Origin of the sequence: Micromonospora sp. NPDC049559, assembly GCF_040676675.1 — a bacterium.
In the GTDB taxonomy this organism is placed as follows: domain Bacteria; phylum Actinomycetota; class Actinomycetes; order Mycobacteriales; family Micromonosporaceae; genus JBFAPK01.
Genome location: NZ_JBFAPK010000003.1, coordinates 112,901 through 134,776 on the forward strand (window position 1 = coordinate 112,901; position 21,876 = coordinate 134,776).

A 21,876-nucleotide genomic window follows, 5' to 3' on the forward strand; every position below is an offset into this window, starting at 1 on the left:
GGTTCAGCTGGCGAAGGTTGCGCCGGGCGGGAACTCGCCGCCGGCCCGCCAGAGCTTCTTGATCTTCGCCGTGATCGCGCTGGCGGCGGCGTCGAAGCGGCCGTCCTCGACCCGGGCCTCCCAGGACCGCTTGTCGATGACGAGGACGCGGTCGAAGGCCGTCTCCAGGCCGAACGCGTAGCGGATCTCGCCGGGCCCCTCGTCGACCTTCCGGGCCGTCACCATCATCGCCATCGCCGCTACCCCCAGGGCTCCGCGTAGTCCTCGAACGTCGGGTCGGGAATCTGCCTCTCCCAGTTGGAGACGCCGTTGGCCGCCCGGTGGGCCTCCTGATAGGTCGCGCCCGGATTGTCGCGATAGTAGCGTGATTCGGCCAGCTCGTGCTCCAGCAGTGCGACGTCCTCCGGCAACGGGCGGCCGCGCCGCAGCCGCAGCCACGCCTCGGCCATGTCGGGGCTCGCGTCGTACCGCTGGTGCACCACACCGCCGTCGTAGTCGGCGAGCGGATGCTCCTCGAAGAAGACGTGCTGACGGATCTGCTCGATCTCCTCGCGGGAGAACCCGCGCGAGCCGTCGAGGCGCTCCGCGTCCCGCAGGTTGGCCGCGATGGTGTCGGCGTCCGCGTGCTGTCGGATGGCGTCGTACGCCGCCTCGGCCCAGCGCTCCTCCCGCTCGTAGTCGCTCCGGTTGCGGGGGCGGGTCGAGTGACCGCCGAACGCCTTGGTCCAGTACCCCGGATCGGTGGCCGCCGTCCCCGGTCGCCCCAGCAGCCGCCGCAGCAGGTCCTTCAGCGAGTCGATCAGGCGCCCGAGCTTCTGGAGCATGGGCATGAGCCGCCGGAGGCTGGCGACCAGCCCGTGCAGCAGTCGGGCGATCTTGGCCATCCAGCGGCCGACCAGCGTTCCGACCTGCGACACCACCAGCGGGGTGGCCAGGCCGAGGGTCAGCCCCTCCTCGGCGAGCCACTCCCAGATCCGTACGGCGAGCACCGACACGAACTCCGCGATCAGGTCCCGGACCAACTGGCGTACGAGCGACACCACCAGGCCGGCGCCGCGCACGATCTCGGCGATGCCGGCGGCGGCCTCCGCGATGCCCAGCATCGCCGCCCGCTGGATCTCGGCGTGGCCCCGGTACCCGTCCGCGGCCGCGCCGGTCCAGCCGGCCGTCTGCCGGGCGACGGCATCGCGCAGGTCCGCCGCGCTCTCCTTCGCGGCGGCCGAGACGTTCGACCAGGTCTGCCCGTACGCCGTGATCTGGTCGGGATCACCGGCCAACCAGTCGAGCGCGTCCGACAGCGGCTCGACGTGCTCCATCAACCAGGCGAGGCCCATCGACACCAGCGAACCGAGCGGGTCGGTGATCACCGAGAGGGCGTCCATCGAGGCGGCGAACCCGCCGATGCTGGCGTCGATCCAGCTTCCCGACCGGAAACCCGCGACGAGGGTACCGATGTCCTCCGCGATCCAGCTGCCGTCGATCGCGCCGGTCGAGTCCTCCCGCGCCGCGACCAGCGGATTCGGTACAGCCGTCACGGAGCGAGGATCCCGTCGAAGCGGCCGCTCACCCCGGTGTCGACCGTCCGGTAGTCGCCCGCGGTGAGGCGCAGCGCCTCGGCCGTCTCCCGCAGGGCGTCGACGCTGGCGGCCAGGGCGTCCACACCGGAGGACTGGATCGGGTCGAGCAGCGCGGGGATGAGCTGGCAGAGCTGCCCGTACGCGTCGCGTCCCAGCCGTACCCCGGCCGCGGCCGACCGGCCCAGTCCCATCCGGTCCGCGACGTCGTCGACCGAGGCGGCATGGGCGACGAGATCCGCCGTGGTGACCTGGAGACCGTCGGCTTGGGAACCGCTCACGCGAACGATCATCGCATGGGGGCGGCGCGTTGCTGCCCTGAGCGCCGCCGAAGCGCGGCTTGGCGCGGCACCTCTCGCGCGCATCGATCCACGCCTCTAGAGTGGGCGCGGAGCGTAAAGATCACCGACGGAGGGGGACCGGGGTGCGCTTCGTACGGACGCTGGGTGGGATGCTGGCCGGACTGCTGGCGGTACCGCTGTTCGCCGTACCGGCGCACGCCGCCGCACCGGTCGACGGCGCGATCTTCAACAACCCGACGGTCGCCGGCCAGCGGCGGGTCATCGTCGACCACATCATCTCGCTGATCGACGGTACGCCGAGCGGCGAGGAGATCAGCGTCGCGATCTACGTGCTCGACGACCCGAACGTGTCGGCGGCTCTGATCCGGGCGGCCCGGGACCGCGGCGTCCGGGTCCGGGTGGTCACCGACTCCACCGGCGCCGGACGGGCGGCCACCGTGGCGCTGGCCAACCCGGCCACCGGCCTCGGTACCGACACCTCGGCCGCCTCGTGGTTGACGATCTGTGCCACCGACCGCGCCTGCGTCTCCGCCGCCCCGGCCAGCGTCAACCCGATCAACCACAACAAGTTCTACCTCTTCTCCCGCACCAACGGTGCCGCCAAGGTGCTGGTGCAGTCCTCGGCGAACCTCACGGCGCTGAACACCGACAACTACTGGAACAACGCGGTCACCATCGTCGGCAACGCGCCCATCTACGACGCGTACCGGGCGTACTTCGCCGACCTGGCCGCGGCCCGGCACGACGACAGCGACTACTACCGGATGACCACCTCGGACCCGGTGAAGTCGTACTTCTTCCCGCGCGCCGGCACCACCTCGGCGACCGACACCATCGTCGAGATCCTGGACAACGTGACCTGCCCCGGCAACGATCCGGGCTTCGGCACCAACGCCGGGTACACGAAGATCCGCATCGCCGCGTTCGCGCTGAAGCGCGAGCCGGTGGCCGAGAAGCTGCGCGCGCTGGCGGCACAGAGCTGCTGGGTCGACATCGTCTACAACGAGATGAGCGCCGGCAGCCGCACCGCGCTGATCCGGGACCGGATCATGCTGTACGCGCTCGACGACGCCACGAGCCTGGTCCACTCGAAGTACATGCTGATCGAGGGCACGTACGCCGGCCGGAAGAACACCAAGTGGGTCTTCACGGGCAGCCACAACTACGACGACTCGTCGCTGCGCGAGAACGACGAGGCGCTGCTACGGATCAACTCGGCCGCGATTCACGACCAGTACCGCACCAACTTCTTCGCGCTGCGCACCGCCGCCGGCGGCTGACCGGTACCCCACCAGGCCGGGCCGGTGCCCATCGTCTCCGGTCAACGGGGCAGGCGGACCCGGCCCTGACCCGTGTCCGAGCAGCGGCACACTAGGCCCGTGCGCCTGTACCTGTCGTCGTTGCGCACCGGAGCAGACCCTGACCAGATTGTCGCCCTGGCCGGCGGCGCTCGGCGCACCGCGCTGATTCCGAACGCGCTCGACGGGCTGTCCGCCCGGGCCCGTGAGGCCAGCCTGCGCCGCGACGTCGATGACCTCGGCGCCGCGGGCCTCGACGTCACGATCGTCAACCTACGCGAGCCGGGCATGGTGTCCCGCCTTGCCGACCACGACATCGTGTGGATCCGCGGTGGCAACGTGTTTGTGCTGCGTCGGGTGCTGGCCGACGCCGCAGCCGACAAGCTGCTCGTCGACCTGGTTCGCCGCGACGCGGTGGTATACGGCGGCTACACTACCGGCGGACGTCCCAGCCCCCCCCGGATCCCGTGACCGCTCGCCCGAGAACGAGCGCATCCCATTATTGATCAAAAGCCGCCACACGAGGTGGTGGCCGCGCTGCTCACGCCGATACTCCGTGTGGTTAGGTCTCCCGGTGACCTCCGACGCAACGGGCTGGGACGCCATCGACCAGGCCCTCGAAAACCTGTACCCGGGTATCGAGCCGCAGCACTACGCCACGCTGCTCAAATTCCGGCTCGGTGGGCCGGATCCGCTCGACGGGATCAGCTTCTACCCGCGTACCGAGCCGGTGCCACACTGGCACGCCGTCACGTACGGGATGAGCGAGCTGTACGAGAAGGAGTCGGAGAACCTGGAGGAGTCCGGCTGGGGCTTCGAGTTCACCTTCCGGCTGCGCCGCGACCCGGAGGAGACCGAGCCGCCGGTCTGGGCGGCGAACTTCCTCCAGAACCTGGCGCGCTACGTTTTCGACACCGGTAACTGGTTCGAGGCCGGGCACCACATGGACCTCAACGGCCCCATCGCGCTGGAGCGGGCGACGGAGATCCGGGCGATCGCGTTCGCCGAGGACCCGGAGCTGGGTACCATCGACACGCCGCACGGGAAGGTGGTGTTCCTCCAGGTAGTGGGGATCACCCCGGACGAGTACGCCGCCACCCAGTCGTGGAGCGTGACCCGGATGCTGGAGCTGGCCGCGGAGCACCTGCCGCTGCTGGTGACGGACCTGGACCGGCGCTCGTTGACGGACGACCCGGCGGTCGCCGCGGCGGTGGAGGAGGGCCGGCGGCGCGAGGGGTCGGCGACGGGGAGCCTGGCGGTGGCCGAGTTCCGCTGGGAGCGGTCCGGCGACGAGACGCGGCTCGTGGTGGGCGCCCACATCGCCGAGCGGGTCGGTCAGACGCTGCTGGGCCGGTTGCCGTTCGACCGGCAGCTGGACCTGCGCGGCCCCGACGGCGCGGTGTTGTTCCGCCCCGGCGCGGCCTTCGAGGGTACGGAGCGGGAGAACGGCTGGCTGGAACTGGTACTGCCCGCCCCGGTGCTGGACGGGCTGGTCGAGGTGCTGGTGCCGCGCGCCGGTGCCCGTCCCGTACCGGGCGCCCCGAACCTCGTCGTGGAGATCGAGGTTTCGCGGATCCGGGACGAGGACGGCAACGTGGTGCAGACGGTCGGCTGACGACGCGCGGACCGGTACGGAGACCGGCCCCCAGCCCGTACCGGCTGGGGGCCCGTCGTTTCGTGGCGGACTCGGCGAAGCGCTCCCCCGCCGGCGGGAGCGCGCCCGCGGAGGCGAAGCGCTCCCGCCGGTGAGGGGCCCGGCCGACGGTGCCTAGGGGGCCGTTTCCGTCCAGGTGACCGGCAGTTCGTGGACGCCGTAGATGTTCATGTCGGTCCTGAGCCGCACCGCGCCGGCGGGGACGGCAAGCTGGAGGGTCGGGAAGCGACGCAGCAGCCCCGCGAAACCGGCGCGCATCTCGATGCGGGCCAGCTGCTGGCCGAGGCACTGGTGGATGCCGTGGCCGAAGGCCTGCTGACCGCGGACGTTGCGGTGGATGTCCAGGGTGTCGGGATTGTCGAAGCGCCGGGGGTCGTGGTTGGCTGCCAGCAGCGAGACGACGACGGTCGAGCCCTTGCCGATGGTCTCCCCGCCGACTTCGATGTCCTCCGTGGCGTAGCGGTAGAGGGTGTCGACGACGGACAGGTAGCGCAGGAGTTCCTCGACGGCGTTGGGCAGCAGGTCCGCACCGGCGCGCAGTTCGGCCAGTTGCTCGGGGTGCTCCAGGAGCGCGAAGGTGCCCAGTGCCAGCATGTTGGCGGTGGTCTCGTGACCCGCGAGCAGCAGCAGGAAGGCACAGCCGACCAGTTCCTCGACGCTGAGGTCGTCATGCCGGGCCAGGTCGGACAGGATGTCCTCGCCGGGGTCGGCGCGTTTGCGCGTGACCAGCTCGGAAAGGTAGGTGTTCAGCGCGACCCACGCGGCCATCTTCTCGTCGAGCGTCACGTCCCTGACCAGGAACCTGGCGGAGTTGACCTGGAAGGTCTCCCGGTCCGCGTACGGGACACCGAGCAGTTCGCAGATCACCAGCGAGGGCACCGGCAGCGCGAACTCCTTGACCAGGTCGACCGGCGGGGTGAGGCGCGCCAGTTCGTCCAGTTGCCGCTCGACGATGTCGATGATGTGCTCTTCCAGCATCTTCATCCGCTTGACCGTGAAGGCGCCGGTCAGCCTGCGCCGCAGCCGGGTGTGGTCCGGCGGGTCCATGCTGATGAAGACGCCCGGCGGCTGCGGGGACGGTTCCGTCATGACGGGCATGCCGGGAGTCTCGTACGGCAGGTGGAGGATGCCGAGGTCCTGGCGGGAACTGAACCGGGTGTCGGCCATGACCTGCCGGACCGCGTCGTAGCCGGTGACGAGCCAGCCCTCGTGACCGTCGGGAAAGATCATCGGACTGACCGGGTGAGCCGCCCGCAACCGGGTGATCTCGCGCGGTGGGTCGAAGGGGCCCGCATCGCGTTCCATCGGGAGGCCGTGCGGGACGGGGACGGTTCGACTCATCACGTTTCCTTTCGAGAGGTTGTGCGACCACGAACGCCGACGGACCCGACCTGCGGATGGCATGGCTCGGACACCGAACATGCCGGAGACATGGTCGGCGGGCGTGCCTCGTGCGTGTCCGTGGATGGTCGAGGACGGCGGGGTGCGCGGCAGGATGAGCCGATCGCTGTCGCGTGGCGGGCGGTGCCGCCCGCGCTGCCACCGGACCCCGTCCGTGGTGTTCGGGCGGCGTGCTCACCGCACGGTGGCCGACGCGACCCTGTCGAGGTTCCGCACCGGATCTCCGGGCGGGGAATGGTTGTTCCGGGGCGGGGCAGGTTCAGGAGCGGCGGATGGTGATGTCGCCGTAGGAGGTACGGCCGCGTACCTCGACGGTGCGGGTGGTGTCCGCGGGCGGGGTGGTGTTCTCCAGCAGGTTGCGCATCTGCCCGAACGCGGTGTTGACCTCCAACCACGCCGCCGTACCCTCGGCGATGCCGATGTCCAGGTCCCCCATCGCGGTGGCCAGCACCACCTGACCACGGACCACCTGACCCAGACGGATACCGCCGTTGGACGTCTTCGCGTCCACACCGGCACCGGCCCGCTCGATGAGGATGTCGCCGTTGGCCGCCCGGACCCGCACGTCCCCGGACACCGCGTCGATACGCGTCTCGCCGTTGGAGTTCTTCACCACGACGCCGCCGGCGACCCGCCCGAGCCGTACCCGACCGGAACCGGTGTGCACCTCCGCGTCCCCATCGACACCCTCGACCGTGACGTGACCGGCCGAGGTGTCCAACCGCAACCCACCCGTACGTTCCACCGAAACGTTGCCCGCCGAGGTCTTGAACCGGCACGACCCGAGCCGACCCGTACCCCGCACATCCCCCACCTGCGTCTCCACCGACACCTGCGAACCCGCGGGCAGCGCGATGGACACCTCCACCGAACGGGACCGACGGGAGAAGTCGAACGCCCGCACCTTCGGCCCGGTCACCCGCAACACCCCGTTGGCGTAGTCGACCCGCACCTGCCCCGCGGCGTGCACATCGGACTCGTCGGACTCATCACTGGGACGGACCTCGACGACCGTGTCACCACGATCACCCGCGGCGATCCGCACCTGCCCGACACCGAACTCGGCGATGACCGAGATCGGCTCGGGCGTCTCGTAACGTGGCATGACTGTCCCCACCTCCTGGGTAGACGACTCGCCCCCCGGGCAGACCACACAGAAGGGGGACGCGAGGAAAAGAAGAGAACGAGAAAGAGAAGCGGGTCAGCGCACCCAGCCGGTGAAGCTCTGCTTGCTACGTTTCCCACCGCCGAACGGCTCCGGACGCTGCTCCCGCTCGGAGCGCTGCAACGCGGCCGCCGCCGCCCGACTCAGCCAGGCGTTGACCGAACGCCCCTCCCTGGCCGCGGCCTCCTCGACCGCCGCCTTCAACTGCTCAGGCATCCGCACATTGATCCGCGCCGCCGGACCCTCCTCGGCGAACAACAGATCACCATCCACACCGCCCCCGGTCGCGGCCGTCTCACCGGAGGACTCGCGAGGATCCGTCGGCGGCACGGTCACCACGAAATCCGGCTCACGCCCCCGCAAACGCAACTGCACCGAACCCGGCGCCAGATCCCGAGTGATCTCATCCGCGGCGTCCGACAACGCCTCCAACAACGTCATCCGGATCGCCGACTCCAACGATCCGGCCAGCCGCTCGACCAGCGCACGCGCCTCGTCACCGCCGGCCTCGGCGAGGGTGGCGAACTCACGCCCGAGGCTGCTCACATACCCGGTCAACTCCATGACGCCATCATGGCACAATGATGGCACACAGACAAGCCGAAATGGCACAGGGCCCGTGCCATGCCTGGGGGCACCCGATCGGGCCGGCGGCCCATGATCATGCCTTGCCCACCGCCACCCGAACGCCAGGCGTGCCACCGGGCACGGTCAAGGGAAGATCGACACGCCCCTGTTGAGCTGCCCGTTCGCCATGAATAGTCAAGATCGACATTACATGTAACGCATGGTTACTGTTCACCGCGTCGTGGTTTGGCCGTCCGCTTGACCCGCTTAGCGTCGGGGCCGATCACCTATGCGGAGGAAAGCATGTCGAATATCGATCTGACCCGGCGCAACCTGCTGCGGGTCGGCGGGGTCGTGGCCGCCGGTGCCGCGGTCAACTTCCTGCCCAGCGTGGCGTTCGCCAGCCCGCCGTCCGGTACCGGTCAGCAGACCAAGACCGTCACCGGCACCTTCACCCCGAGCATTTCCGACTGGTACTACCTGCCCGTGCAGGTGCCGAAGGGCGTCAACCAGATCGACGTCAGCTACACGTACGACAAGCCCGCCGTACCGGCCGGAACCCGCGGCAACGCCTGCGACGTCGGCATGTTCGGCCCGGAGGGGTACGACCTCGGCAACGCCAAGGGCTTCCGGGGCTGGTCGGGCGGCTTCCGCAACTCGTTCTCGATCAGCGCCACCGAGGCGACCCCCGGCTACCTGGCCGGACCGATCAAGCCGGGCACCTGGCACGTGATCCTCGGCCCCTACACGGTCGCGCCGCAGGGCCTGAACTACTCGGTGACGATCACCCTGCACTTCGGCCCGCAGGGCGCACCGTTCCGGGCCAACCCCGCCCCGGCCAGCGCCCCGGCCAAGCAGCGCGGTCGCGCCTGGTACCGCGGCGACTGCCACCTGCACACCGTGCACTCCGACGGCCGCCGTACGCCCGACCAGCTCGTCGCCGACGCGCGCGCCGCAGGCCTCGACTTCATCGTCTCCACCGAGCACAACACGCCCAGTGCCCACCTCCAGTGGGGCAACTACGCCACGGACGACCTGCTGATCATCAACGGTGAGGAGGTCACCACCCGGTCCGGCCACTGGCCGGCGATCGGCCTGCCGGCCGGCGAGTGGATCGACTGGCGGTACCGGGCGGGCGACCCCGCCGACTTCCGGCACTTCGTCGACCGGGTGCACAAGCTCGGCGGTCTGGTGACGGCCGCGCACCCGTTCGCGAACTGCTTCGGCTGCACGTACGAGTTCGCCTACGAGATCGCCGACCTGGTCGAGGTCTGGAACGCGCCGTGGACCGACGACGACCAGGCGTCGGTCACCCACTGGGACGGGCTGCTGCGTAGCGGGCGCTTCATCCCGGCCATCGGCAACTCCGACGCGCACAACCCCGACCAGGTGGTCGGCAAGCCGCACACCGTCGTCCTCGCCGACAGCCTGCGCAAGGAGCACCTGCTGGCCGGCCTCAAGGCGGGCCGGTCGTGGCTGGCCGAGTCCTCGGCGGTGCAGCTCTCCTTCACCGCGAGCGTCCCCGGCCGCACCGCCGACATCGGCGGCCGACTGCCGGTCGAGATCGGGACCCCGGTCACCGTCACGGCCGTGGTCGCCGGCGTTCCCGGTACGACCGTGACGATCCTCGACCAGCTCGGCCCCGAGCACAGCGAGACGGTGCCGGAGTCCGGTACCGCCACGGTGACCTGGACCACGTACCCCCGCTACAGCCGCTGGGTGCGCGCCGAGGTGCGCCGCCCCGCGGCCGGGTCGAGCCCGCTCACCGCGCCGATGGTGGCGATGACCAACCCGATCTTCCTCGGCCGGGACTGACGGCGCGGGCCCGTCCCCCGGGCGGGCCCGCGAGGCCCCTGGTACGGGTGCGTGCCTACGCGGCGCGTACCCGTACCCAGCGGCCCCGGTCGGCCACCGCGAACGGGGTCGTCTCGGCGGCGATCCGCCCGGGCCGCAGGTAGGCGAGCGGACCGGGTCCGGTGGTGCGCGGCCGGTCCGGACCGGAGCGCTTCTCGTCCGCGCGCCCGAGATCGGTAGAGATCGGGCCGTTGCCCGGTTTCCAGGTCGTGGTGACCGCCATCGCATGCTCCTCCCGCGCGTCGCCGGTTGCCGGGGGCCGGTGGCCGGTGGCCGGTGGCCGCCCTGGCGTACCGGCCAATTGCAGCACCGTGGGCTGTGCCCCGGCTCCACGGAACATGCGAGAGAGGTGAGAGCCGGCGGGTCGGGGCGTCTTCGGACGTGCCCGGCGAGACCCGCCGGACTCGGCTCACCTGGGTGTGGCGAGCCGCCGCTGGAACTCGGCCGTGGTGTTCAACAGCGGGAACGGCGCGTCCGGCGCGGGCACCCCCAGGAAGGCACAGAGCGGTTCCCAGCCCTGGGCCACGTCGAACTCCAGCAGCCGCTCCGCCGGCACCGTCGCGCGTACCGCCGCCCGGTGCGCCTCGTACACGGCGAGCGCGTGGTCGCGGTCGGTGAACCGCCCGCCGAACGTGCCCTGCCACACGAGCGTCTCCACGACCTTGGGCTGGTCCCACAACTCCGGATGCGCGTCGAAGCGTTCCCGCACCGCCGGTGGCATCGTGTCGGGATCGGCGAACCGGGTCGCGTGGATGGTCTGGGCGACGCTGTCGTACCAACGCCCCGGATCGCGTACGGTCAACAGCACCTTCGCCTCGGGATAGGCCGCGACGAGGTCCCGCCAGAACGCCGCGCCCGGCCAGTCGACGGTGGAGCGGTAGCCGGCGTAGAGCCGCTCCCAGTCGACCGGCTCCCCCTCGGCGGCGCGCAGCCACTCCGCGATGCTGCTCGGGTTGGTGAACAGCTCGGACATGTGATGGCACGGTCCGAGACCGAGCAGTTCCAGGGCCTCCTTCAGCGATCTGGTGCCCGTCCGCCCGAGGCCCACACCGATCACGTCCAGCATCTCTCCCCCTCGCCGCGAAACCGCCTCACCCGCAACCGCCCTACCCGGAACCGCCGGTCGGACCGTTGCCCCGGGCCCACCCGTACCGGCGTCCAGATTGCCCGATCGCCGCATAGCGCGGCGCATCCGAATGCCGCACGACGCTTCCCGCCCCGCCCGCCACGATCAAATCTTGGACGGTGTCACGACGAGCCGACGCAACGCCGACGTCGCGCGCCGAGCGCGGCCGGTCCGCGCCACCCGCCCCGGTCGAACGCTATGTCAGCGCGTGTCTCGCGACGGGCAGCGACCTACGGAACGCCGTCCGCGCCGCGCGGCTGCCGGGCACGTCCCTGCCGGAAGCCGGCCGGAGGCCGCTGGACCGGCCGTGGTTCGTCTGCCGGACGGAGATCGAGGAGTTCGCCGCGGATGCCACCGCGCTACTCGAACTCGTGATCTCCCTGCCGGACCGGCTCTTCGACGGCGACCTCGATCGGTACTGCGGCGCGCTGGGTATCCCCGAGCGGCGGGCGGCGCTGCTGCGCCGGGGCGCCCGCGGCCGTCCGACCCTGCTCGGTCGCGCCGACGCCTACCACGACGGCGACGCGTACCGCCTGCTGGAGTTCAACCTCGGCAGCGAGTTGGGCGGGATGGACCTGGGGGCGGCGAACCGGGCGCTGCTGGAACTGCCCGAATTCCGCGCCTTCGCCGAGGAGAACCAGCTCGACTACGTCGACACCGCGTCGCGACTCGCCGCGATGCTCCGCGACGCCGGTCGACCCGTGACCTCGGGAGCCGATCCGACCGTCGCGCTGATCGAGGACCGCGGCGACCTGGCCAGGTACGCCAACTGGCACGTCCCGCTCCAGCGGTCCCTGCGCCGGTACGGGCTGGATCTCCTGCTCGGCGAGATCGGCGAGATCCGGGTCCGCGCCGGAAAGGTGACCCTGCACGGCAAGCCGATCGACGTGATCCTCCGCAACTTCTCGGTGAACGCGATCCTGGCCGACCCGCAGGGTCCGGAGCTGGCCGAACCCGTCCTGCGGGCCCACGAGGACGGGAAGACCGTACTGTTCACGACGTTCGAGAGCGGGCTGTACTCGAACAAGGGAGCGCTGGCGCTGCTGTCCGAGAGCCGGGCGCGCGGTCTCCTCTCCACCTCGGAGGAGACCCTGGCGGACCGGCTGCTGCCCTGGACCCGGTCGCTGGCCGGCGGCGCGGACGCGGACCTGCTCGACCATTGTCGGCGGCACCGCACGGAGCTGGTCCTCAAGCCCCGGGTGGGCTACGGCGGCAGGAACGTCGTGGCCGGCTGGGAGACCCCCGAGGCCGCGTGGGCGGAGGCGCTGCGTACCGCCACGGAGCAGGGGCACGTGGTGCAGCGCCGGGTGCGTCCCCGCCCGGAACCGGTGGTCGACGCGGACACGGGCGCCGTCGAGAGGTGGGCCGCCGTGCTGGGCGTCTTCGTCACGGAGTACGGCTACGGCGGGGCCTTCGGGCGGGCGCTGCCCGTCGCCGAGAGCGCGGTGATCGCGTGGTCGGCGAACCACCGTACCCGGGTGACCGGGGTCTTCTCCCATCCGTCGGAGCCGGCCGGCGGCCCGGCGTCGACGCGGGTGGGGTGAGCGGCTCCGTGGAACGAGACGAGAACGAGATGCGTGATCTCCTCCGGCCGGATCCGATCCGGGCGCTGGCCCGGCCCGACGTGCTGCCCGACCCGTACCCGGCGTACGCCTGGCTCCGCCGGCACCAGCCGGTCTTCTGGTACGCGCCGCTCGACTCCTGGGTGCTCACCCGGCACGAGGACTGCGTGACGGTGTTCCGCGACGGCGAGCGGTTCGGTGCCGACTGGCGGCGGATCGGCGAGGAGTTGCCGCCGCACGCGGTCAGCATCCAGACCGTGGACCCGCCGGAGCACACCTCGGTACGCCGTCTGGTGATGTCGGCGTTGCGGGAGCAGGACGCCGAGGCCACGGCCAAGCTGGTCCGGGACCGGACGGAGGAGTTGCTGGGCCGGCTCGCGGCCCGCCCGTCCTTCGACTTCGTGACCGAGTTCGCCGAACCGCTCGCGCTGGCCACGATCGCGGCGTTCCTCGGCGTGCCGGAGCCGGAGGGCGAGTTCTTCGTCCCGGCTGCGAACGCGATCACCGACGGCATGGACGCGGGGCTCTGGCCCGAGCGCGGCGCGGCGGCGGCCCGGGCCCGGATCGCGCTCGGCGAGATGATCGACGGCTGGTTCACCGGCGGCGGCGCGACGGGGATGGGCGCCCGCCTCGCCGCCAGGGCCACGGAGACCGGCGTCGACCGGCTGCTGCTGGCCAACACGCTGCGCGTACTGCTGCACGCCGGGTACGCGTCCGCCGCCAAGCTGCTCAGCCTCGGAGCGGCGACGCTGCTGGCGGAGCCGGGCGGGCTCGCCCGCTGGACCGCGGCCGACGAGGGCCTCGCGGTGGAGGAACTGGTCCGGCACGCCTCGCCGGTCCAGGCGATGGCCCGGGCCTGCGTACGCGACATGGAACTCGGCGGCGTGACCGTGCGCGCCGGTCAGGCCGTCACGCTGCTGCTCGGCTCGGCGAACCGGGATGCCGCGCGGTTCGCCGCGCCCGACGCGCTGCTGCTGGACCGCCGGCCGAACCCGCACCTCGGTTTCGGCCGGGGTGCGCACTCGTGCCTCGGATCGCCGTTCGCCGTGACCCAGGCCAAGGCGGTCTTCGGCGCCATCGCCCGCGACCACCCGTCCGCGCGGCTCGTCGGAACGCCGGTGTTCCGCCCGAATCTCACCCTCCGCGGTCTGGCGCGACTGGAGGTGTCGCTGCGTTGACAGCCGCGGGGGAAGGTGAAGGAGAGGTGATCATCATGCGTTACAACCACTGACGAATGGAATGGCTCGCGCCGCGCCGCGTCCCTCCCGGGGCCGGCGCGGCACCCGTCGGCGAACCAACCCGACCGGGGCGCGCTCGTCGCCCCGCCCGATCAGGCAGAGGTACGGCTTTCACGGTGGACGAGTCCGGATGACGTCACGGGGCTTCTTCGACGAGCACCCCCGCTTTCTCGGTACGAGCGCCACGGGCGCCTCCCGGAAACGCCTGAACGGGCGGTACCGCGGGCTCGTCGCGCGCCAGGCCGAGGTGTTGCGTGGGGCCCGCGTCCTCGACATCGCCAGCCACGACGGCCGCTGGTCACTGGCCGCGATCAGGGCGGGGGCCGCGAGGGTCACCGGAATCGAGGTACGGGAGCCACTCGTCGGCCGCGCGGTCGCGGCGATGGCCGAGTACGGCGTCTCCGCCGACCGGTACGAGTTCCTGCTCGGAGACGCCCACGAGGTGTTGACCCGGCTGCGGCCCGGGCAGTTCGAAACGATCCTGTGCCTCGGTTTCCTCTACCACACGGCCAGGCACCTGGCGCTGCTCTCCGCGATGTCCCGGCTACGACCACGCCACCTGATCGTCGACACCGACGTCGCACCGGACGACGATCCGGTCATCCGGCTCGGCCTGGAGAGCACGGACGACGAGGGACACTCGGCGGGCGACGGTGCCGCCGCGATGGTGGGCGTACCGAGCCGCGCGGCGCTGGAGCTGATGCTCCGGCACGTCGGTTACGGCTCGATCGGCTACGTGGACTGGCACGGGTTCACCGAGGACTGGGATCAGCTGAGCGACTACCGGGACGGGCGCCGGGTCTCGCTGCGGGCCGGACCGACGTGAGCGGGCCGGCCCGGGGCCGGAGATCCATCGAAGTCGTCGTCCGTTTCCCGCCAGCGCCGGCACCCGCCGGCGGCCAGAGTTGCGGGCGGCGATTATCACCGGAGGTCGTGCCATGCATCGCGTTATCGAGCCCCGGGTGCTCTACTTCGGCACCCCGGTCGTCCTGATCAGCACCTGCAACGAGGACGGGTCCCCGAACCTGGCGCCCATGTCGTCGGCGTTCTGGGTGGGGCAGTCCGGCATGCTCGGGCTGGACGAGACGTCCCAGACGACCCACAACCTCGCCCGGACCGAGGAGTGCGTGCTCAACCTCGCGCACCCCGGGCTCGTACCGGCCGTCGACCGGCTCGCGCTGCTGACCGGCACCCGGGTCGTGCCGGCGCACAAGCTCGCCAAGGGGTACCGGCACGAGGCCGACAAGTTCGGCGCGGCCGGACTGACCCCGGTCCCGTCCGACGAGGTCCGCCCGCCCCGGGTCGCGGAGTGCCTGGTCAACCTCGAAGCGACCGTGAACCGGATCCACCCGTTCGGCGAGCCGGACTCCGGCGTCGTCGCCATCGACGTCCAGGTGGTCCGGGTGCACGTCGAGGAGGAACTGCTCGTACCGGGTACGACCCGCTACCTCAACCCCGACCGGTGGGACCCACTGATCATGAAGTTTCTCGAGTTCTACGGTGGCGGCCGCAACGTGCACCCGTCCCGGTTGGCCGAGGGCTGGGGCGTACCGCGCCGGGGCGGCGCACCGGCGCCGGCGCGCTGGTGAGGCGGGGCCGGCCCGGCCAGCACCCGGCCCGGCCGGCCCGGCCAGAACCTGGCGCTCAGGACCAGGGCTCGTCCGGGTCGGCGTCCGGGTCGAGGCCGTCGCCGCCCACCGGCGCGTCCACCGGCCCGGCGCCGTCGCCGGTCAGCGGCGGCCCGCCGTGCGTCCAGGGGGTCTCCTCGCGGGACGGGAACGAGCCGGGCGGGGCGTACCCGTCGGTCAGGGTGGTGTAGCAGAGCCGCTCCCCCACCTCCGGCACGCTGCCCGGCGCGGCGGTGAGCGACCGCCCCATTCCGCCCGAGAGTTCGAGCACCACCTCGGTCTTCGACTCGGCCACCGCGGTGACGAAGACGACCTTCGCCTTCTGCGCCGGCCGGCTCGGCGAGCAGAGGACCGTACCGGGCGTGACCAGCACCGGGTCGGCGGTGAGCAGCATGATCCGGGGACGCAGCACCGGGCGCTTGCCGGTGTCGTCGACCCGGTCGGCCTTGGCCATGGTCACCTCGCCGACGAACGCCTCGCCGGTGAGCCGGTAGTCGGCCATCACCAGCGGGTCGTCGTAGGCGCGCTGCACCGCGTACGAGGTGAGCGCCCGCTCCAACCGGTGCAGCCGCTGGGCGGCGACGACCGCCCCGTCCCGGCGCGGCTGGGGTCGCCCGCCCTCGTCCACGTACCGGGCGAAGTCGGTGAAGGCGTCCCGGTCCTCGGCCCAGCGGCCGGCGACCCGCGCCCCGGGCGGCAGCGACCGCAGCAGCGCGACGCCGCGCCACATCAGCTCCCAGGTCGGCGCGAGCTGGCCGCGCAGCAGCGTCTCCAGCTGCGCGTACGCCCGCCGCTGGGCGGCCGGGTCGGGGAGCGCGGCCTGGTACGCCTCGATGGCCGGGGCGAGCAGTTCGTTGTCGAAGGTCGGGTCGGTGACCGGCCCGGCCGGCGGCCAGCGCAGCGGGTCCTCGGCCGCGGCGGCGGCCTGCGCACCGGTGCTGCCCGGCGGGGGCGCGATCCAGCCGATCAGGGCGGCGAGCTGGGCGTCCTCCAACCCGCTCTGCCCGGTGGCCCAGTGCATCCCCAGCGCCTCGGTCATCGCCACGAGCACCGAGGAGCCGGGGTGTTCGGCCCGCTCGGCGAGCCAGGTCAGCCAGCGCCCGAGCAGCGGCACCGCGGCGTCGACCGGGTGCTCACCGTCGGTACGGCGGAAACGGGTGGAGCGGCCGAAGAGCCGGGCGAAGCTGACGCCGGCCGCGTTCGGTACCAGCACCTGCGGCCCGTCCACGTACCGGTGGCGGACGTCGCGCCCCCGGTCGACCGGTACCGCCTCGGCGAGCCCGCGCCGGGAGTGCAGGTAGCCGAGGACCTCCCGGCCGAGCGCCGCCGCGAAGGCGAAGCGCTGGTCGCGGTTGCGGGGCTGGGGGACGACCAGCAGGCGCGGCGCGTCCGGGGCGGAGCCGACCATCGCCGCGAGCGGGGCGTTCGCCTCGCCGGCGAGCGTCAGCGGCACCAGCACCAGTGGCTCGGCGTGCAGGTGCAGGTGGCGGACGGTGGCGATCGGCTGGGCCACGCCGGTGGCGACGGCCTGGGCGCGGGCGAGCGCGGTCAGGGTGCTCACGGGGCGAGCACCTCGGCCCGCAGCCGCGCGGCGGTCCGCAGCAGCGCCGCCGCCTCCGCCTGCTCCGGCGCCGGGGTCAGCTCGCCGCTGGCCAGGCCGAGCACGGTCTCCACCCGCTCCACGCCGCCCAGCGCCTCGCGGATCGAGCGGCCGAGCGTGGCGGTCTCGCTGGCCGCCTCGTGCCGGCAGAAGCGGGCGAGTTCGCAGGCGGCCAGGCATTCCGGGGCGTAGCGGGCGCGCACCGCGCCCAGCGCCGTGGTCAGCGACGCCGCGGAGCGGGTCGGCCGGCCGTCGGCGTCCGGTTCCAGGTCGAACGAGAGCCCGTCGGGCAGCGCGGCGAGCAACTCCTCGACCCGGGCCATCCGGGCCAGCTGACGGCGCAGCACCAGCAGTTGCTTGCGTACGTCGAGCAGCGCGCCGACCGGTTCGTTGGAGAAGTCGCGCGGGCAGACCAGCACCACGTTCGGCGAGACCAGTTCCGGATCGTGCCCCGCCTCGACGAGCATCTCCCGCATGGCCAGCACGTAGACCGCCGACTGGATCGCCGCGGCGGAGACCTTGCCCGGGTCGGCCTGGCCGTCGACGACGGCGAACGACTTGATCTCGACGACGTGGAACCGGCCGCCGAGCTGGAACGCGATGAGGTCCGGTTCGAGGTATACCCGCTGGCCGGCGACCTCCAGCCGCAGCAGCGGATGGTCGAAGAGGGTCCCGACGCCCGGAGCGGTACGGTCCGCCGCCGCGGCGAGCAGTTCCCGGGAGCGGGCGTGCCGCTCGGCGTTGCCGGCGCCGTCCGAGAGGTCGGTGTAGCCCGCCTGCGCTATCGGCAGGTCCAGCAGCTCGCGCAGCAGCCGCAGCAGTTCCGCCCCGCCGTCCGCCTTGACCTGTGCCTCGAAGACGTTGCCGCGGGTGATGGCGAACTGCGACTGCCCCGTCTGGGCCGGGAAGTCCACCTGGAACGCCAGCCGCTGCTTGTCGACCCCCGCCGAGTCGAGCACCGCCCGCCGCTCGCAACCGGGGTTGGCGGCCAGCGCGGCGATCGTACGGGCGTTGTGCCGGCGCGGGGCGGTGGCTCCCCGCAACCGGTCGAGCCGCCGTTCGACGTGGTCCACGCGACCCTCCTCTCCGCGTGCGGATGTTCCTCCGGCATACCAGTTGCCTCGGACATACCGCCGTGCTCGGACATACCAGGAACGATCATCCCCGGTGCGAGATCAGTCTGCGACCCCCGGTCAATCCCGGCGGGGTTGCCGCCGACCCGGTCAATCCGGGCGGGGTTGCCGCCGGCCGAAGAGCTGCTCGGCGTCGTCGAGCAGGGTACCGGCGCGGACGGCCCCGACCTCGCGGTACGTCCGGTCCGCCGCCTCGTGCACCGCGAGTTCCCGGCGGGCCGCCGCCGCGACCGCCTCCGGATCCGGCGCGTCGCGGGCGCCGGCCATGCCCGGGATGTTCAGCGCGAAGCGCCGCAGCAGGCGGGCGACCGGCGGGCTGAGCCGGCTCGGGCGCCCGGCGAGCCGGGCCGCCTCCTCGGCGACCCGGATCGCGGCGGTGAGGAAGTCCACCCGGGGACTGAGCGGGCCGATGATGCGCCGCTCCAGCGGCCAGGTGGAGACGGCCAGCAGCCCGCGTACGGGCGTGAGGTAGTCCAGCGTCAGCGTGGCGCAGAGGTAGTACGGCCGGGAGTACGGCGCCGCGCGGAACGAGCGTTCCTCGTCCCGGCGCAGGTGGGTCAGGCGGCCGTGGGCGATCTCCTCGCTGCCGAGGAAGGCCGTGTGCACCTCGACCAGCAGCTTCGGCGCGGCGGGCACGGAGAGCAGCGTCAGCGCGTGGTGCACCTGCTCGCGTACGGGCAGCATGGCCGCGCCCCGGCGCCCGCTCGACCGCGGTCTCGGTACGGCGGACTCGACGGTGTCGTCCGGCGCGGTGGAGCCGGCGGCGGTCTCCCGCCCGGCCCCGGCGGTCGAGTCGGCGAGGGCGGTGACCGCCTCGTCCCAGGCGCGCTCGGCCCGGCGGAGTTCGGCGCGGAGGGCGTTGGCGCGGGCCCGGTCGCCGGCGAGGACGCTGCGCCGCACCGTCGCCCGTAGTTCGCCGATGCGGCGCTCGACTTCCTCCACGGGTTCCGCCACCCGAGCAACCGTACAAGTGCCGGTGATTGCCAACAATCACCGCCGATTGTCGAGAATCCGACGCCGGCTTGCCCGGTCGGGACCGACCGTGCTGTCCGCCCGGGCCGCGTCGAGGGCGCCCGCGCTCACCGTCCGGGCCGCGTCGAAGGGGGCGACCAGGGCCGCTGGGACAACAATTGACGAAGATAAACGTAGCCGTGAAACTTACCTCCGACATCCGCCCGCTCGGGGAGAGGGGACCTCGTGCATCGACGTACCTGGCTCGTACCCATTGCCGCCACCGCGCTGGCAATGGCGCCGCTCGGCATCGTTTCCGCAGCTCAAGCCGCACCAGCCGCAGCTGTGCCGACCACCTACTACGTGGACCCGGCGGGCAACGACGCCAACACCGGCACCAGCGCGACCGCGGCCTGGAAGAGCCTGGCCAAGGTGAACGGCTTCGCCTTCAACCCGGGCGACACCGTGCAGTTCAAGCGCGGCGGCGCCTGGACCGGCACGCTGACGCTGTCCCGCTCGGGCGAGGACGGCAACCCGATCAAGGTCGCCGCGTACGGCAGCGGGAATCTCCCGAAGATCGGCGGAAACGTCCTCAACTGCGTGCACGTCACCGGCTCGTACTGGTTCATCGGCGACCTGCGCGCGAGCGGCTGCAACTGGGCCGGCTTCGAACTCGCGGGCCACCACATCGCGCTGGACACGATCCAGGCCGACGCCAACGTGGTGGGGGTCTCCATCGTGGACGGGTCGAACAACAACGACATCCAGTGGAGCACGATCGTCGACAACAACAAGATGAGCGTGAACACCAAGCCGACCGAGCCGCAGTACGAGGACGACGACTCGGGCGCCTTCGGCTTCCTGATCCACGGCGACGACAACTACATCGCCCACAACACGGTCAGGGGGCACTTCGCGCCCAGCTACGACTACGTCTACGACGGCGCCGCGTTCGAGATCGACAACGGCAACCGGAACTGGATCGAGTACAACGTCACCGCCGACAACGAGACCTTCACCGAGCTGGGCCGCAACGGCACCGGCAAGACCGCGGACGGCAACGTCTTCGCCTACAACAGCGTCACCTCCTCGAAGTCCCAGGGCTCGTTCCTGGTCACCCGGGGCGCGCAGAGCAACATCGGACCGGTCACCAACACCGAGGCCGTGAACAACTCGGTCTACCTCCCGGCGGCGAACGGTAACGGCTGGAGCTGCTTCGACGGCTGCAACGCGGGCATCCTGCGGCTGCGCGGCAACGTGATCCAGGTCGGCGGCAAGACCGGGTACGAGGATTCGTTCGACACCGGCAACCCCGCCGACAGCGCCGACGAGGACCACGGCGTCTACCTCGGCAGCCAGACCCAGTTCACCCTCGGGCCGAACTCGGTCTCGGCGAACCCGCTCTTCACCAGCACCACCGACCTGCGGCTCAGGTCGGGCAGCCCGGCGATCGGCCGCGGCGAGGACTACGGCTGGCGGCAGGACCTCGCCGGCAACTCGCTCGTCGGGCTGAGCCGGTACGACGCCGGGGCGTACCGGTTCCTGGGCTGACCCGCTCGGCGAACAACCTGTGAAACATCCGGCGGCGCGCGGACATCCCGTGCGCCGCCGGTTCGTACGCCCGTAGGCTCCCCGCCGGGAAAGTACATCCATTGGGGAGTGTTTACGCCGTGAACGAGGTTCCGGCCGCCGTCAGGACACGCGTGGCCAGCTGGTGTACGAGGACCGTCGGCGCCGATTGGTTCAACGCCGCGTCGTTCGGCGTGATCATCGTCAACGCGGTCATGCTGGGCCTGGAGACGTACGACCGGGCGGTCGAGCGGGCCGGCACCGTGCTGGTCGCCATCGAGTACGCCTGCCTCGCCTGCTTCGCGATCGAGCTGCTGCTGCGCTTCGGCGCGCACCTCACCGCGCCACGCGGGTTCCTGCGGGACGGCTGGAACATCTTCGACCTGTTGATCGTCTGCGCGCCGCTGCTGCCCGGCGTACGGGAGAACGTCAGCCTGCTGCGGCTGGCCCGGCTCGCCCGCATCGTCCGCGCGATCCGGCTCTTCCCGAGCCTGCGGGTCATCATCGGCGGCGTGCTGCGCAGCCTCCCCGGGCTGGGCAGCTTCCTGTTGATCGCCACGCTCACCATCTACCTGTACGCGATGGTGGGCTGGATGGCGTTCGGCGACGCCTACCCCGACAGGTACGGCACCGTCGGCCAGGCGATGCTCACGCTCTTCCTGCTGCTCTCGCTGGACGGGGTGACGGACGCGCTGGAGGCGGGGCGGCTCGTCTCGGACTGGGCCATCGTCTACTACGCCTCGTACATCGTGGTGGCGTCGTACCTGCTCACGAACCTGCTGATCGGCATCGTGCTGAAGGCGCTGGAGGAGGCCCACCTGGCGGAACAGCCCGGCCCGTCCGCCGCCGGCCCCGGTACCGGCCCCGGTACGCCACCGGGCCCGGTCCCGGCTCCGGCACCGGCCGGGCCGCCGGGGACCGCCGTCGGTGCCGCGACCGCGCCGGCCGGGACGCCGGTCGCCGCGGTGGCGGCGACCGCGCGGTCCGGCGCGGCGGAGGCGGCGGACCCGGAGAGCATCGGCAACCGGCTCCGCGACCTGCGGGCGGCGCTGGAGGCGCTGGAGGCGGAGCTGGCCCGGCAGCAGCGGGCCGACCCGCCCGGGCGTCCGGGCGGAAAGTCCGGGGGCCGGCGGTCCAAGGGGCGGCGCACGGCGGCCAACGCGCACGGCTGACCCCCGCCGCCCGATGCGGGCGTGCGCCGACCGCCATCGGGCGGCCGGGGCGCGGACCGGGGCGTTTGCACCGGTCCGGCCC

At 72.0% G+C, this 21,876-nt stretch carries 21 protein-coding genes; 10 read left to right on the top strand and 11 right to left on the bottom strand.

The window, feature by feature from the left end; translation table 11 throughout:
* Positions 1 to 3: 3 nt before the first annotated feature.
* Genes AB0J86_RS06190 through AB0J86_RS06200 form a run of 3 tightly spaced genes read right to left on the bottom strand, consistent with a single transcriptional unit; the run spans position 4 to position 1,855 of the window.
* Positions 4 to 234, bottom strand: a complete 231-nt coding sequence (locus AB0J86_RS06190) for a hypothetical protein (protein ID WP_363853322.1) — start codon at positions 232 to 234, stop codon at positions 4 to 6.
* A 5-nt stretch (positions 235 to 239) separates the two neighbouring features.
* The gene (locus tag AB0J86_RS06195; protein ID WP_363853325.1) at positions 240 to 1,535 is read right to left on the bottom strand and encodes a WXG100 family type VII secretion target; all 1,296 of its coding nucleotides are present in this window, start codon (positions 1,533 to 1,535) and stop codon (positions 240 to 242) included.
* Positions 1,532 to 1,855 carry a type VII secretion target gene (locus AB0J86_RS06200; RefSeq protein WP_363853328.1) on the bottom strand — a complete coding sequence of 108 codons (324 nt, stop codon included), beginning with the start codon at positions 1,853 to 1,855 and terminating at the stop codon, positions 1,532 to 1,534. The genes AB0J86_RS06195 and AB0J86_RS06200 overlap by 4 nt, the downstream gene beginning before the upstream one ends.
* Positions 1,856 to 1,998: 143 nt before the next feature.
* On the opposite strand from AB0J86_RS06200, the gene AB0J86_RS06205 reads away from it, so the two are divergent.
* From AB0J86_RS06205 to AB0J86_RS06215, 3 genes are all read left to right on the top strand, one after another.
* Positions 1,999 to 3,156: a phospholipase D-like domain-containing protein gene (locus tag AB0J86_RS06205; protein WP_363853331.1), complete on the top strand. Its 1,158-nt coding sequence runs from the start codon at positions 1,999 to 2,001 to the stop codon at positions 3,154 to 3,156.
* A gap of 99 nt (positions 3,157 to 3,255) precedes the next feature.
* Entirely contained in the window at positions 3,256 to 3,645 is a 390-nt protein-coding gene (locus tag AB0J86_RS06210; protein WP_363853334.1) for a Type 1 glutamine amidotransferase-like domain-containing protein, read from the top strand.
* 103 nt (positions 3,646 to 3,748) lie between these two features.
* A complete protein-coding gene (locus tag AB0J86_RS06215; protein WP_363853337.1) occupies positions 3,749 to 4,789 on the top strand; it encodes a suppressor of fused domain protein in 1,041 nt (346 codons plus the stop codon).
* Positions 4,790 to 4,942: 153 nt separating this feature from the next.
* Here the strand turns inward: AB0J86_RS06215 and AB0J86_RS06220 are convergent, their stop codons facing one another.
* From AB0J86_RS06220 to AB0J86_RS06230, 3 genes are all read right to left on the bottom strand, one after another.
* The gene (locus tag AB0J86_RS06220; protein ID WP_363853340.1) at positions 4,943 to 6,169 is read right to left on the bottom strand and encodes a cytochrome P450; all 1,227 of its coding nucleotides are present in this window, start codon (positions 6,167 to 6,169) and stop codon (positions 4,943 to 4,945) included.
* Positions 6,170 to 6,488: 319 nt separating this feature from the next.
* On the bottom strand, positions 6,489 to 7,334 hold the full coding sequence (locus tag AB0J86_RS06225) for a DUF4097 family beta strand repeat-containing protein (protein ID WP_363853342.1): 846 nt from the start codon (positions 7,332 to 7,334) through the stop codon (positions 6,489 to 6,491).
* A gap of 96 nt (positions 7,335 to 7,430) precedes the next feature.
* Entirely contained in the window at positions 7,431 to 7,958 is a 528-nt protein-coding gene (locus AB0J86_RS06230) for a ribbon-helix-helix protein, CopG family (protein ID WP_363853344.1), read from the bottom strand.
* Between the two features lie 306 nt (positions 7,959 to 8,264).
* On the opposite strand from AB0J86_RS06230, the gene AB0J86_RS06235 reads away from it, so the two are divergent.
* Entirely contained in the window at positions 8,265 to 9,776 is a 1,512-nt protein-coding gene (locus AB0J86_RS06235) for a CehA/McbA family metallohydrolase (protein ID WP_363853347.1), read from the top strand.
* Between the two features lie 55 nt (positions 9,777 to 9,831).
* On the opposite strand, the gene AB0J86_RS06240 is transcribed toward AB0J86_RS06235, so the two are convergent.
* Positions 9,832 to 10,038: a hypothetical protein gene (locus AB0J86_RS06240; protein WP_363853350.1), complete on the bottom strand. Its 207-nt coding sequence runs from the start codon at positions 10,036 to 10,038 to the stop codon at positions 9,832 to 9,834.
* A 186-nt stretch (positions 10,039 to 10,224) separates the two neighbouring features.
* Positions 10,225 to 10,881 carry a sulfotransferase family protein gene (locus AB0J86_RS06245; protein ID WP_363853352.1) on the bottom strand — a complete coding sequence of 219 codons (657 nt, stop codon included), beginning with the start codon at positions 10,879 to 10,881 and terminating at the stop codon, positions 10,225 to 10,227.
* A gap of 179 nt (positions 10,882 to 11,060) precedes the next feature.
* Between AB0J86_RS06245 and AB0J86_RS06250 the strand changes: the two genes are divergently transcribed.
* The 4 genes from AB0J86_RS06250 (at position 11,061) to AB0J86_RS06265 (ending at position 15,330) form a co-directional block, all read left to right on the top strand.
* Positions 11,061 to 12,485 (top strand): hypothetical protein, encoded by a 1,425-nt coding sequence (locus tag AB0J86_RS06250; RefSeq protein WP_363853355.1) that lies wholly within the window; start codon positions 11,061 to 11,063, stop codon positions 12,483 to 12,485.
* Positions 12,486 to 12,514: 29 nt separating this feature from the next.
* The gene (locus AB0J86_RS06255) at positions 12,515 to 13,681 is read left to right on the top strand and encodes a cytochrome P450 (protein ID WP_363853358.1); all 1,167 of its coding nucleotides are present in this window, start codon (positions 12,515 to 12,517) and stop codon (positions 13,679 to 13,681) included.
* A gap of 190 nt (positions 13,682 to 13,871) precedes the next feature.
* Positions 13,872 to 14,567, top strand: coding sequence for a class I SAM-dependent methyltransferase (locus tag AB0J86_RS06260; protein ID WP_363853361.1), 696 nt, complete (start codon positions 13,872 to 13,874; stop codon positions 14,565 to 14,567).
* Positions 14,568 to 14,679: 112 nt separating this feature from the next.
* On the top strand, positions 14,680 to 15,330 hold the full coding sequence (locus tag AB0J86_RS06265; RefSeq protein WP_363853363.1) for a flavin reductase family protein: 651 nt from the start codon (positions 14,680 to 14,682) through the stop codon (positions 15,328 to 15,330).
* 55 nt (positions 15,331 to 15,385) lie between these two features.
* Here the strand turns inward: AB0J86_RS06265 and AB0J86_RS06270 are convergent, their stop codons facing one another.
* The 3 genes from AB0J86_RS06270 to AB0J86_RS06280 form a co-directional block, all read right to left on the bottom strand.
* Positions 15,386 to 16,930 carry a hypothetical protein gene (locus AB0J86_RS06270; RefSeq protein WP_363853366.1) on the bottom strand — a complete coding sequence of 515 codons (1,545 nt, stop codon included), beginning with the start codon at positions 16,928 to 16,930 and terminating at the stop codon, positions 15,386 to 15,388.
* Positions 16,927 to 18,042, bottom strand: a complete 1,116-nt coding sequence (locus AB0J86_RS06275; RefSeq protein ID WP_363853369.1) for a hypothetical protein — start codon at positions 18,040 to 18,042, stop codon at positions 16,927 to 16,929. The genes AB0J86_RS06270 and AB0J86_RS06275 overlap by 4 nt, the downstream gene beginning before the upstream one ends.
* Positions 18,043 to 18,192: 150 nt before the next feature.
* On the bottom strand, positions 18,193 to 19,056 hold the full coding sequence (locus tag AB0J86_RS06280; protein WP_363853372.1) for a hypothetical protein: 864 nt from the start codon (positions 19,054 to 19,056) through the stop codon (positions 18,193 to 18,195).
* Positions 19,057 to 19,299: 243 nt separating this feature from the next.
* Between AB0J86_RS06280 and AB0J86_RS06285 the strand changes: the two genes are divergently transcribed.
* Entirely contained in the window at positions 19,300 to 20,604 is a 1,305-nt protein-coding gene (locus AB0J86_RS06285) for a hypothetical protein (RefSeq protein ID WP_363853375.1), read from the top strand.
* Between the two features lie 152 nt (positions 20,605 to 20,756).
* Entirely contained in the window at positions 20,757 to 21,794 is a 1,038-nt protein-coding gene (locus tag AB0J86_RS06290; RefSeq protein WP_363853378.1) for an ion transporter, read from the top strand.
* Positions 21,795 to 21,876 lie beyond the last annotated feature (82 nt).